Origin of the sequence: Micromonospora sp. KC207, assembly GCF_004348615.1 — a bacterium.
Classification (GTDB): Bacteria; Actinomycetota; Actinomycetes; order Mycobacteriales; family Micromonosporaceae; genus Micromonospora.
In genome coordinates this window covers 1-13,610 of sequence record NZ_SMKJ01000197.1, presented here as the reverse complement: position 1 = coordinate 13,610, position 13,610 = coordinate 1, and the positions used below count along the sequence as shown (strand labels likewise).

Genomic DNA, 13,610 nt, shown 5'->3' with positions numbered 1-13,610 from the left:
GACCAGCCCCGACCCAACAACCCGGAGGAACCCAGGAGACCACGCCCACCGGCGCGACAGCCGGCCCACCACCACACCCACCCACGATCACCATCGATCAACACCGATGAAATCAGGCGGGTCACACCAACCCGTCAGCCCCACGAATGATCGAGGCTATGCGTTCTACAACGGGTCTCGCCTACTCGGCGTAGGTGTTCATGAGAACCGGCGCCCTTGTGGATCACGGAAAGTCCGGTGTGGGCCATCAGCAGCAGGTCGAGCCACTCTCCGTAGAAGCTGATCAAACCGCTGGCGTCCCGGCAGTAAACGGATCTGCCGAGTTATGGCGAGATTCTCCGGGTCAGTCGGCCGCGACTGCGGTCTTGGTGCTGCCGCCGTGTTCGGTGATCCGCGGCCGGATGTGTGCCTTGACGGCGCTGCGGCTGAAGGCTGGGTCGGTCGCCTTGCCTGACCAGATGTAGGCCTCTCCTCGTCCCAGCGCTGCCATCTTGGCCGGCGTTAGATCGGCGAGAGCGGCGTTGGCCTTCTGCAGATGCTTCAACCAGGCTGGAGAGGTGAACCGGTGCAAGATGAGTTGGTTGGAGAGCTCGATGAGGGCTATCGGCACTGATGCTGGTTCCTGGCTCGCCACCAGGATGCTCATCCCCTTGTGTCGCATCTCTCGCACGCTCTCGATCAGCCCGGCGGCGAGATCCGGGCTGTCGATGAACTTGTGTGCCTCGTCGAAGACGACGAGTTTGTTGAACCGACGCCCGGCGCTGGTGGCTTCCGAGAACAGCTCCATGAGTACGACGAACAGGCCGAGAGCCTCGTCCTTCTCAATCAGTTCGTCTCGAAGATCCACAATGATTACCCGACCGGGGCGGACCAGGTCCTGGATGCGGGCCGTGTCGTCGATGTAGTCGGCGGCGAGGTCCAGACGCTGGTGGGCCAGTTGTTTGATGGGATCCGACAACGACGATTGGTCGACCCCGGCGCGCAGAGCGTCGATGGACAGGTTGTTGCGGTGCGCCTTCATGATCCGGCCGAGTTGGCGGATGTAGGTGGACTGGTTGCCGACCGCTCCCATCAAAAAACGCCAGTGTGCGGCCCGTAGCTCCGTCGAGCTGAATTTGAGTGCCCGCAGCTCGATGCCGGGATATTCGTTCCGGCGTTGCTCCAGTTGGTCTTCGGGGACCAGCATCAGCACATCGTCGAGCCCGGCCGGCGCTACGCCGTAGCGGTCCCGCAGACGTTGGACCTGCGTCGCGTCGGAGTTGGGGGCGACCAGGCTGGTGAACTCAGGTACGTAGCTCAGGATCGGACTGTAGTGGAAGATGATGGTGGCCAGCGGCTGCGGCAGCCGGTTGACCGGTGGCGTGGCGAGGGAAGCAGCTTCGACGATGGTGCCCAGCGTGTAGCTCTTCCCAGCGCCCTGCACGCCGAACAGGCTGATGGTGTGGGTCTCGTTTAGGTCGAGAGCAATATGCCGCCCGCCGTACTCGCCGATGATGCCGTACTGGGGGGACGGACCGGCTGCGCCGATGTAGATGTCAGGCTGAACCGATGGAGCCGGTGGGTCGGGCACCGGCTGTTCTGACCGGTCTGTCGACTCCAGCAGTTCCGCTGGTCCGGTGGATTCCACCGGCTCCGGCCCAGTTGGCGTTGCATCGGTGATCGCATCGTCTCGGTCGTTTGGGGTCTCGGGGGCGCGGTCGCTCGGTGGCCGACCCTGCGGCACGACATGGTCGCGGGCAGGTGCCCGGAACGCGGCCTGTGGCAGATGTGCGACGGTGGACTGACGTGTTCCGAAGGTCCCCTCTGAGTGGGTGTCGGTCGGCGAAGCCGCCGCCAGAACCGGATCGGTGGCGATGCCGCCGAGTAGTTCGCTGATGACGTCGCGGCCGACGCGGTGAAACTCGACCTCGCCCTCGTCGTCTTGGTCAGTTCCGCTGCCCCGCAGGTCGAAGATGAGTCCGGTCTGGGTGAAGCTCAGCTGATATCCCCAGTCGAGGTGATCCAACATCCAGTGAGCTTCTTCCGCGATCTCACTGGCACCATCGATGATGCCGTGGCGGACCGCCCGGCCGAGATAGAAGCGCAACAACGCGGCGAGCTCCGCGTTGCGGCTCGCCCGGTCAGGACGATCGGGCTGGTAGTACGCGGGGTCGAAGCCCTCGGCGAGCACGTCTCTGCTGCGGCTGAGCTGCTCGGTGATCTCGTTTCGGACCTTCTGCAGGTCCGCGATGCTGGTCAGCGTGCTGTGACACTTCACTTCGACGAGCCGGCAGGTGATGGCGCGTCGCTGCGCGTCGAGACTGAAGAGGGCAAGGTCGGTGCGTCGAAGTCCGACGCTTTCGGCGACCTCGTCGGCTCTGCGGCGAGCGTCGCGGTATAGCTCCAGGTGGGAGTCGAGGGGGACGAGGATCTGGTCGCCCAGGACTGCCTGGTGCGACAGGTAGAGCCGGGCGAGCGCCAAGCCCAGGACTTCGGTCCGCTGGTTCGGTGCGGTGGACGCGATCTTGAAGGCCAGCCTGCCGGACAGTAGCCGAAGCTGGTCGAAGAAGGTCCCAGCGTGTCTGCGGTCGACCTGGAATCCGTGCTGATCCAGCATTGGACGCAGCAAGGAGCGCAGCTCGTCGACAGACCTGGAGCTGACCACCAGTTGGTGGCCGAGGCCGTCTGGTCCGGTGCTGGCGAAGTCGATGATGTAGTCGGGGCGGCGGGAACTTCCTGGGCTGTCGAAGTACTCGACGCCCAAGGTCCGGTCCACGGTGATGACCCAGTCGCTGCAGCGGTGTGCCTGATGTAGCAGGCTGGCGTCGGCGGCGGTCAGGTTCAGCGTTATCCGTGGCACCAGCCCGGTTCCTGCTTCGCCGGTGGCAACCGTCGCTGTGGCGACCGAGATCGCCTGGGGAAGTGCGGTGAGCAGGTCGGAGTATTCCTCGGACCCTGGAATGTCCCGGCCAGGGCCGTGCCGGGGCTGCTTGTGCCAGGCCACGATGCCGTCGGTGGTGTCGACGTAGTCGACGGTCAACTCCTGGACCAGCCCGTGCACCGGTGCTGTCGAGTCGGGGCGGGCCGGACCGACACCGAGATCTTCGCCGCTGAAGGCATCGAAAAGCAGCGTGAGGTGTGCCGTGTGCCGGCTTGTCGCCGAGCGGAAGTCGTCGAGCGGCAGCACCGCGACGGCGAGTTTGGGCGCCAACCCGGCGCTTGTCGGTGTGTAGAACGTCTCCGCCTCGGCGGTGGTGCTCCACTCGCCGCTGAGCAGTTGAGCGAGCGCCACACCGGTGCCGGTCTGCTGCGGGTCTGCCGCGAACAGTCGCAGGTCGTACGAGAGATGCCGAAGGTTCTTGCGGCGTTCCAGCTCGATGAGGGTGTCCGCCAGCTGCTCCGCGCGCCCCGGGTTGACCACGCACAGGACCAGGGTGGCGACGTAGGGGTGCATCCGGACGTAGCGCTCGATCCGGTCAGCGAGTTGTCCGGCGGTGACCGTCAGGGCCGCGCTCGGACTGTCCGGCACGCCGAGCGCCGATGCCACGTCGGCCAACAGGGTCTGCGGGTCGCCCGTTTCCGCCGGTAGGTAGACCCCCCAGTGGGTGGCGAAATCGACGGTAGCGGCGCTGAGCCGGCGGTCGGTGCCGACGGCGGTCAGCGGGAAACCGGTCGGTGCCAGGGCGAACAACCGCTCGGCCGCCGCCCGTACCCGGTCCTTGTCACCCGCCGCTACCGCGTGCACGAGCGGGGCGACGGACGAGGCTTCCGCGAGCCAGTGTTGCCCAAGCCGGGCCCAGGTGACCATCCACAGCAGGCGTAGTGGGTGGGTGGGGGCGACCAGGGTGAGCTGGTGCAGGTTGCCCCGGATGTCCTGGTGCTCCACCACGACGGTGTCGATCTGCAACAACGTCGTCAGTTGCCGCGTCAGCTCGGCGTCAGCGATCCGCCCGGTGCTGTGCAGCGATCCGTTGAGCAGCTCGGTGTATGCCTCCGCGTAGGCGAGTACGGCGGTGTCGATCCGGCTTAGATCACGGCCGGCGACGACCATGCCATCGTCGCCACTGATCGCGGTCAGGACGGCGGCCCGGGTGGCGAGGAACGTGTCGAGCCGTTCCGAGGCAGCCAACGGTGGGTGCTGATGCTCGACCTCGACAAGGCGGGGCGATTGCCCGGCCGCTGTGCTCAACTGACGGCCGGCGAGCCGGGTGGGCTCGGCCAGGATCTGCCGTTCCAGCTCGGCGAGGATCGGAGCGAGCGGCACCTGCGCGGTGCCATGCCCGCCGAAATCGGCCTCGACGATGGTGCGGGCCGGATCCTTCCATGACGTCTGCTGGCAGCTGACCTCCTGCCAGTCCCGCCCGTCCGCCGACGCCTCGAACGCCAGCCGGAGCAGCTCCTGGGTCACTCCGGCGGTCCGGCGGTTGTTGGGTTGGCTGGGCGGCTCGTCGAGGTCGTTCTCGGCGACCACGTAGAACCGGTGACTCTCGTTGTCAGGGTGGCTGGCCGGAAGCTCGGATTCCGGCTGGTCGCGGCGGCTCGCGTGCTGGGACGTCTCGACCGGCAGCGGCACGCCCGCGCTGTCCATCGGCGTGACCCGGATGTAGTGCCAGCCGTGGTCGAGCCGGGCGGGGCGCAGCCGCTTCAGCATCGCCTTGTACGTCTGCCGTCGGTTGGTGCCGACCTTGACGGTGGTGTGTATTCCAGTCGGGCCGGACTCCTCGGACATCAGTTGGACGGAGAAACTGGTCAGGCCACGGACCTGTCGGGCGTCCGGGGTCACCCCGAAGACCACGGGCAGCTGGTTGTGGCCGGATGTGCCGCCTGGCAGGTAAGCCTGGCCGGTGATGCTGCCCAGGACCGGGTGGTGGCGGTGCTCAGGTCGCCCGCCGGCGCGCGGCAGGGGCAGCTCGTCGATGGTGATGCGTACGGCCGATGCGATCCGGTCCTCCGGCAGCGGCCAGCGGTGAAACGACAGTCCCCAGTTGGCGCGGTCGACGACGATCCGGCGGGTCCAGTCCAGGGAGGTGTCCCGGACGGCGTCGGTCAGAAACTCGGCCACCTTGGTGCGGAACGCGGCATCGGTGAGCCGCAGGTCCACGACGCGTTGCCGGACCGACCGGTCGGCACGGTTGAGCGCCTGGATGGTCCGGGCGTTGCGGGTGGCCCGGGTTCGCACCTGGGCGGGGTCGGCGAACAGCTCGAAGTCGGGGATGAGCCCGAGCTCGAACAGCGCGCCGCCAGCGGCCTGCGGGTCCCGATCGTTGTGTTCGACGGTGAGCAGGAACCGGGCCCGCTGCAGCGAGCCGGCGACGACCCCGTACGGCTCGGTTGCCTGCTCGTCGAGCACGCCGAACAGTTCGCCGATCGCCGTGCGCAGCTCGTCGGGCAGAGCGGCTTGTAGTCGGGTGACGAGTTCCTGGTAGACGTCACCGGGTTCACTTTGCTCGAAGGTGGCGACCCCGAAGGAGTCTTCGGCGCTGGCGTGCGTGCCGGGTGGGATGAACACGAGCAGCGGTGGGCGCTGGCGGCCGTCGGCGTCGGGGTTGCGCAGCTCGACGAGCTTGGTGCCGCTGATCGCCACATCGTCGGACACCTGGGGCGGTTGTCCGAGGACGTGGATCTGGGCGGCGGCGCCGGTCGCGGCGCGTAGCCGGCGGCACAGCTGGGCGGCCAGCGGCGCGCCGAGGTCGCTCACCCGGACACAGTGCCCCGGTGCGCGGGCGGCGAGCAGCGCGGCGAACCGGGGCACCAGGACCCGTTCGAGGGCTTCGTCGAGGTCGGTGTCGGTGACTTCGCGCAGTCCGGTGCTCATCGTGGCGCTCCGTCGGGCCCGAGGCGATAACGCGGGGTGATGGTCTGGGTGAGGTAGGCATCGGAGAGGTCGGTGTAGAAACCGATCTCCCGCAACCGGGCGACGAACGCGGCCCGGTTCTCCCGAAGCGCCCGGTGGTCGATGATGCTGGGCTGGCCAAAGCCGTCCCCTGGCGGAAGCTCGTCGATGTAGAGCCCATACCGGTCGCGTAGCACCGCGAGGAATTCGTCGACTCGGATCGCGGCGGTCCGCAGCGCCCCGGCGCCGTCGGGGCGCAGCAGGGCCAACTGGAGGAGCACTTCGAGTAGTCGGCTGTCGAGCACGAAGCGGCGCTGTCCGCGACGCGGCTGGGTGAGCATCGCGCCAGGACGGTGTTTGAGCAGCAGGCTGTCGAGGCAGTCGGTCAGGTAGCCACGGTGGAACTTGATTCGGTACGCGGTGATGATCTCGATGTAGGTGGCGAACGGGTCGAGCTTCAGCTGCAGCAGGTCGGCGATCTGCGGGTCGAGGCCGTTGTCCTCGCCGGATGCCGCCTCCACGACCCGGGCCAGCCGGGCTTCGGCGAACCGGCCCCGGTCGGCCTTGTGCGCCGGGCCCAGCAACGACAACAGCTGCTCGACGAGGAACATGTCACCGGCCGGCTTGCGAAGCTTGCCGATCTTCACCAGGTGCCAGCCGAAGTCGTCGAGCTTCTTCACGGTGAAGGTCGCCTGCACGAACGCCGGGATTCGGTCGTACCAGACCTGGGCGCTCGTTTCGGCCAGCCGGGCGGCGGCTGTGCCGGGCACGCCCGCGACGTCGAGGAAAAATCCGCCACCGAATCCGACGCGGTCGCCGGCTGTCCAGATCGGCAACGTCTTCATGATCCGGAAGTGGTACCGCGCCAGGTGGAAGGCGAACAGGATCTTCAGGTGGTCGACCAGCACCGACCGGGGGACGACCCCTCGGTGATAGAGCAGGCGGGTGACGTCCTGGGTGAGGAGCTCGGCGGCGGCGGTGTCCAGCGGTGGGTAGATCTTGCGAACCCGGCTCCGATCCTCCCGGTCGGTGACGGCCCTCTTGGCGGCCTCGCAGAGGTTGATCAGGGTCTGGGTCTCGACGTCGATCTCGGTGGCGTCGCCGACGCCACCGACGCGCTGGTCGACGCCGGCGAAGAAGAAGTCTTTCAGCAGTCTCAGTACGGTTTCACGAGACTTGGAGCCGTGGTGGAGCATCCAGTAAAGCTGTTCGTCGGCACCGTAGGGCCGGGATCGGCGCCCCACCCGGAAGCGGTAGGTGAAGCCATGCAGTGGCCGCAGCCCGGCGACGGCCTGGCCGGGTTTGCCCCGGTTGACCAGGTCGAGTAGGTGGGTTTCCAGCCAGCGGGCGGTGACGTCCGGGTCGAAGCCAACGAACCAGTCAGGAGACTCCGCGATCTGTTCGACGAAGGCGTCGACGCTCAGATCCGCCCCCGAGCCGACTATGACGCTCGGCGAGCCCTTCCACCGCAGCCGGGGCAGCAGGGCGGTGAGCACCCGGTCCATGTCGAGCTGTTTGTAGTCGAGGTAGCTGACCGCCGGGTGGCGGAACTCCTTGTCATCCTTGTGTAACCCCACTACGACTCCTCCCGCGGGGCCACCGGCTCCATCCGGACCTGCCCAGCTGGCTCCCGCAGCACCCGCCACAGCTCCCGCCCGGTTACGGTGAGGAGCAGTTCCTGGTACGGGGCGGCGGACAGCTCGTGCTTGAAGATGGTCAGGCCGAGATGCAGCCCTTGGCGTTCGGCGATGCCGGGCAGGTAGCCGTCCCGCAGCCGGGTGAGCAGCTCGAACAGGTCGAGCCGGATCCGCAGCGCGGCGTGCCGGTCGGCTGCGCCCCGGTAGCCCAGCACCAGCTCCTGGGCACCACCCTCCAGGTAGGGCGACTGCGGCGCACCGTCCGCGCGCAACGACAGCTGCCCGGCGGGGAACAGCCGGTAGCTGCGGATCCTGCCGTCGGGCACCGCTCGGACCTGCAACGCCAACGCGTCGGCGATCCGGGCCGCGTCTCCAAGTCCTTCGCCGCGGTTCAGTGCGCCGATGAGCTCCGGCAGCCGCGACGGCAGCTCGTCCGGGCGGGCCAGCAGGTTCAGGAAGTCCGATGCCGAGCGGTACGGCAGCATCCGTCGCGACCGTTCGTCGTCAACGCACTCGAAGTAAAACCGGCGACGGGCGGCGGCGAGGTAGCGGCGGTGCGCCTGGCCGGTGGCCGAGCTCAGCGCCGTGCCGCGTGGCAGCTCGTCTACCAGGCGTTGCAGCATCTGCAGGTCGTATTCGCCGCGCCGGTCGACCGTCATCAGGGCACGGCCGGCGTCCGGTCCGACGTAGTCGAGCCGGCGGTCCAGGCCCGGGTCGGCGACCGCAGCGACATCCACCTGAGTCAGCAGGTTCAGTAGCCGGTCGGCACCACCGGCCGGCCCGGCCCAGCTGTTGAAGTAGAAGCCGTCGAGCACTTCGGTGAGCTGGTCGCTGGCGTACAGCTCGTGGATGTCCGCGCAGTCGCGACCGGAGGTGAGCATGAAGGCCAGCGCCGACTGCACGTCGCGGACGGTGATGTGCGCGATGCCCCGCAGCTCGGTCAGGCGGTAGAGCATCCGAAGCCGTGCGGTGATCTTCGGCCCGATAGCCGGGTGCGCGAAGGTACGGGCGTTGTGCCGGGCGTAGCACTTGTCGACGAGCACGCACCCGTCGCAGCCCTCCCACCGTCGGGGGTGGGTCATCCGGCCCAGCATCCGGTCGAAGACCGCACCATTGAGTTCGTCGGAGTCGTCCAGCAGGCTGCGGCGGTTGAGGTTGATGACCACGACGCCGGACCCACTGCCGCCGGGACCAGCGGTACCCGGATCAGCAGCACCCGGACCAGTGACGGCGGCCGGCGCGCCCGACCGGTCGTGCAGACCGGCCAGCACCTGGTCGGCCAGGGCCGGGAACTCCGACCGGTGGGTGTCGAGGAAGTCGACCAGCCGACCTTCATTGATCGCGATCAGCCGGGTCTCTCCGGCGACCCCGGCCAGGCCGGCACCGGCGAACGGCGCGAAGAAGTCCAGCAGGACATCGTCGTTGTGCTTGTCCGACTCGTCCTGGCTGCCGTCATGGTTGGTCCGCAGGACCAGGCCGGTCGGGGTCTCGAAGTCCGCTCCGTTGCTGCGCCGCACGGGTGTGCGCGGCCCGTCCTTGGTGGCGACCGTCAACAGCCGTTCCAGGAAGGCGGTCTTGCCGTCGCCAGCGTTACCAGTGATGACCACCAGCCGGTAGGTGCCGGCCAACACGTCGGGGGTGAGCCTGTCGTCCAGCGCCGTGGTCACGTACAGGTCGAACGCCGGGTTGCCGCCGGCGCGGGTGCCGGCGTTGCTCCGGACGCTCTGGCTGTAGAGCGTTTGCAGGTGCCCGACGAACGGGTTGCTGCCGGCCGACGACGGCGTGGGCGGCGGGAGCACCGGGTCGGCGGGCTCCGATCGCACCGGCTCGAACACCTGGTCGCCGAGGTCGCGCAACGCGTCGCGTAGCTGCTGGGCGCTGGTGTACCGCTCGCTGCGCAGCGGGGCGATGGCGGTCGACAGGGTGTGGACAAGCCGCGCGGAGAGGTTGCCGAGCCCAGGCACCTGGCGCGGGTCGTCGGGCCGTCGACCCATGGTGGCGGCGCGATCCGAGAAAGGCCACTGGCCGGTCAGCACCTCGTAGAGGGTCAGCCCGAGCGCGTAGACGTCCCGGTCGATGAGGTCGGCGCGGGTGACCGGCCCGCCGGTGGCGAAGTCCGGCGGGGCGTAGCGGGCGGTGCCACCGGTGCGCGACAGACTGGAGTCGTCGGAGACCGCCACGTTGAAGTCGATGATCTTGCAGCCGTTGTCGGTCCGCAGCAGGTTCGCGGGCTTTATGTCGCAGTGGTAGATGCCGTTCTCGTGCAGGTAGACAAGCCCGTCGGCGACATCGACGCCGAGCCGCACGGTGTCCGCAGGCCCCAGCGCCCGCTGACTGACCAGGTCGGCGACCTGCTGACCGTCGACGTATTCGAAGACCAGGTACGGGATGTCGCCGCCGTCGAGGAAGTCGGCGCTCTCCACCTTGACCACGCTGGGATGCGCCGGTAGCCGCAACAGCAGTTGATACTCGACCCGCAGCCGCTCGACCACCGAATCCCGGTCACGGTGCACAATCTTCACCGCCCGGTCGAGGCCGGCAAGACGGTCGTACGCCTGGTAGGCGGTGCCGTAGGAGCCCGGCTTGCCGAGCCGGCGACGGATGGTGAACTTGTGAGTCAGCTGATAGCCCGGCGGCAGGTCCCGGAAGTCGGGCTGCGGCGGCGTCGGCGCGGAGGTCGCCTCAGCCCGCCTGGTGTTGCCCGGTCGGATCAGCCACGCCAGGTCCCGCAGGGCCTCGGTGGCGGTCGGCCGCGCCGATGGCGCCAACGCGCACATCCGGCGCAGCAGCGCGGCCAGCGCTGGGCTGAGCCCGGCAGCGGTCATCACCTGCGGCGGCAGCACACTGCCCCGGCGGGTCTGGTCGTCGGTGGTGGCGAACGGCAGCTCGCCGGTGAGTAACCGGTACGCGATCACTCCGGCGGCGTACACGTCGGACGCCGGGCTCATCGCCTGGGCCCGCCGCTGGCATTCGGGGGCGACGTAGGCCGGGTCGAGCACGTCGGCCAACCGGTCGATCACCGAGTGGTCCCGTGGCCCTTGCGGCCGGGCGTAGTCGAACCCGGTGAGCACACCCCGGTTTTCCCGGGTGACCAGCACCGACGCCGGGGCCAACGCCCGGTGCAGCACCCGATGGGTGTGCGCGTGGGCGAGCCCACGCAGCATGTCCGCGACGACCCGCAGCCGTACGTCGGCGCTGAGCGCCTGCCGTGGGTCGGTCAGGTGCACGGTCAGTGGCTGGCCGTTGACGTCGTCGAGGACGAGGACGAACTGTCCTTCGTCGTCGGTGGGAAAGAAGTCGCGCCGGCCTACGATGTGCGGGCTCGACGGCATCTTCGTCAGAACCTCGTACGCGTTGCCGATCGCGTGGCGCTGCGCCGCCCGCTGATCGGCGGGCAGGAACGGGTCGGCGCGGTAGACCCGCAGCAGCACGGTTTCCGACGCGGCGAAGGTGGCGTTGCGGGCCCGATATTCGGTGACCTCTTCGTCGCCGCCGAGCCGTTCGCAAACCTGCCAGTTGCCGAAGTGTCGCGGCCCGGTGCGGCGCCGGACCCCGCTACCCAGGGCGTTGAGGACGGTCGGCTGATCAGATCGGATGTCGCGGATCATGCCGGCCCGGATCCGGGCCGGGTCGTCGAGGGCCGGGATCAGGCCGGGTAGGTCGACGACGTCGATGGCGTCGGCGTCGGGGCGGTCGCTTGGGTCGACCAGCCGGGCGTCGCGACCGACCAGGACCACCAGATGGCCCACGTAGACCTGGGACAGCTCGGGTCGGGCTCGCTCCAACATGCCTTTGAGTGCCCTGGCGTGCCCCCGAAGTTTGCGCACCGGCGAGGCGAACGAGTCGCGACCCTGCGGATACCACCGGACGCCGGCGACGTCGATCCGCCCGGCGGTGCCCTTCACGTCGATCAGGTGCACCGCGCGGGTGGTCACCACCACGAGATCCACTTCGTATGCGGAGCCGCGCACCGGGATCTCGATGTTGTGCAGCACGAACCAGTCGCCGGGAGCGTTGTCCCGCAGGTGCGCGATGACCCGGCGTTCCCCGTCGTTGGCCGGGGTGGACCCACCAACGATCTCAGCCACGATCAGCGAGCCGCCTCTCGCACCGCCTTGTCGAGCAGAGCAAACGCCTCGTCCTCCTTGCGGTCCGCATCGTCGCGGTCACGATACGCCTGCCGCACAACCCCAGCGATCCGCTCCCGGTCCGCCGCCGTGCACGCCGGTACGGGCAGAGCGGCGCGTAGTATGGGATGAATATCTTGTTGCTTCCCTCCTGCGCCCATGGAACGCAGTAGGCGAAACACTGGTTCAGACCGGAGGTAGGCAAAAAGGTAGGGGTCGGGGAACGAGGTATCCCCCGACTTAATGCGCAGGAAATGGTCGGAATACGCATTCTTTGTCCAACCTGCAGTAACAAAGATTGCTCTGCAGAACGCCTCCGTCTCGCCGAGGGTGCCCGTCGCAGCGACAAGGCTGGTCTCGTCGTTCACCGTAGTCTCGTTGAGATCCTTCTCGGAAAGCGAAATCCATCTTCCTTCTGGTCGGACCCAGAATCCCTGTCTCTGGTTGATCAGCTTTATCCCGTGATTTTTGTCGCTGTCAACTCTCTTGAACCGGCCTCCGCGAGCTAGAAGCCCACCAGCGCAGATGTCGCCAAGGGTGCGATGCGGGACCTGGGAGATTAGGTCATGTAGGCGGCGGGCGCGGGGGGAGTAGTTGAGGGCCCGCAGGGACAGAGCGGTGGGCCGCTCGATGGTGAAGCCTAGGTCACGCTCCCGGTCGTGCCAGCGCAGGTCGAGCAACTCGGGGATGCTGGCGCTGACGAAGAGATCTCGGGTCGCCTCCCGTACCCCGTCTTCGTAGTGCTGCCGCAGCTGCATCGCCTCGGTGATCAGGGCGTCGATCCGCTGCTCGACGCCGCCACCGAAGCGGGGCACCGGCAGGTCGGCGATGTGGCTCGGCTCGATGTGCTTGACGCTGGTGCCGTAGATGCCGCCCTTGATCACCGGGATGCCGAACGGGCTGGCCAGGAAGGTGTAGAGGTAGCCGGCCGGGATCCGGGCGAGGTCCGGCACCACCCGGAGAACGTCCTCGCTGCACGCCGCACCGGCCATGCTGAGCCGAGCGTAGGTGACCCGGCCGGCGGTCATCCCGGAGCGAGTGACCAAGGTCCAGCCCGGCTCCAGCGGCAGCTTCGGGTTCTTCTCGAATGACCGCTTGGTGATCATCGGCAGGTTGGCCAGGTCGGCCTCGAAGATGTCCGCGCTGCCGAGGAACGGCACCCCGTGCGCCGGGTCGGTGGTCCACTCGCGTGTCACTCGGCCGGCGTGGAAGACCCGTGCGGTGACCGAGTGCAGCGGCTCGCTGTGCGGCATCCGGTGCAGGTATTTGCGGGCGGCGTAGGCGTCGGAGACGTACGGCCCCGGGTCGAGGCGGAACCCCTGCTCGGCCAGCCAGCTCGCCTGGACGGGATTGTCTGGGCTGGCCAGCTTCACAGCTCCTCCTCGGGGAACCAGTCACGTAGCGTATCGCGCAGTTTCAGGAACGCCGGATCGACGCAGCCCCTGACGGAGATGCCGGCCGCCAGGCGCTTGAACAGCGCCGGTGAGCGGTCCACCTTGTACCCGTCGCGGCGCAGGTCGCGGTAGCGATTGCGCAGATGTTCGAGGGCTTCCTTCGGTCGCGCCGGTTTGGCCCGGTCGCGCGGCCAGTGGCCGCTGTCGGCCAGGATCTGCCGGAAGTTGGCTGGGCAGTTGAGTGCCTGGGCGACTCGGGGGTTGTCCTGCCAGACCCACGCCTCCAGCTCGGGCTCGATCACGATCACCGCGAACTCGGCCCAGGTGTCGCGCATCCGTTGGTTGAGATCGTTGTAGATCTTTTCCGGCCCGGGGGTGCCCTGCCAGTCGTTGTCCAGCATGATCACCGCACGGTCGTGGCTGCGCCGGTATCTGCGCAGCAGCTCCGGCCCTTGCCGGTAGACCCCGGGATCCTTGGTGGGGGAGACGAACACATCGTCGCGCGGGTCGAAGGCGAACCGTTGGCAGCCCACGCTTCGGTGGAACTCGGGTCGCCCGAGGAATCCGTGCAGCAGCTGCTGCATCGAGCCGTCGGCGACCAGGAAGATCACGTCACGCATGGGTGGGGGCATCCGGGGGG

Annotated in this window: 5 protein-coding genes; all 5 read right to left on the bottom strand. The window is 68.2% G+C overall.

Annotated elements, in window-relative coordinates; genetic code table 11:
• Window positions 1-343: 343 nt before the first annotated feature.
• The gene (locus E1258_RS22245; RefSeq protein ID WP_132404526.1) at window positions 344-5,794 is read right to left on the bottom strand and encodes an ATP-binding protein; all 5,451 of its coding nucleotides are present in this window, start codon (window positions 5,792-5,794) and stop codon (window positions 344-346) included.
• The gene (locus E1258_RS22240) at window positions 5,791-7,389 is read right to left on the bottom strand and encodes a hypothetical protein (RefSeq protein WP_132404524.1); all 1,599 of its coding nucleotides are present in this window, start codon (window positions 7,387-7,389) and stop codon (window positions 5,791-5,793) included. The genes E1258_RS22245 and E1258_RS22240 overlap by 4 nt, the downstream gene beginning before the upstream one ends.
• Entirely contained in the window at window positions 7,389-11,537 is a 4,149-nt protein-coding gene (locus E1258_RS22235) for a serine/threonine protein kinase (protein WP_132404522.1), read from the bottom strand. Before E1258_RS22235 ends, E1258_RS22240 begins: the two co-directional genes overlap by 1 nt.
• Before the next feature lie 2 nt (window positions 11,538-11,539).
• A complete protein-coding gene (locus E1258_RS22230) occupies window positions 11,540-12,949 on the bottom strand; it encodes a restriction endonuclease subunit S (RefSeq protein ID WP_132404520.1) in 1,410 nt (469 codons plus the stop codon).
• On the bottom strand, window positions 12,946-13,610 hold a 665-nt coding region (locus E1258_RS22225), incomplete at its 5' end, for a hypothetical protein (RefSeq protein ID WP_207919669.1). The genes E1258_RS22225 and E1258_RS22230, both read right to left, overlap by 4 nt.

What these genes read in the sequence shown, in the direction of transcription:
- E1258_RS22245 (WP_132404526.1), bottom strand. Translation starts at nt 5,794, where the DNA reads ATGAGCACCGGACTGCGCGAAGTCACCGACACCGACCTCGACGAAGCC.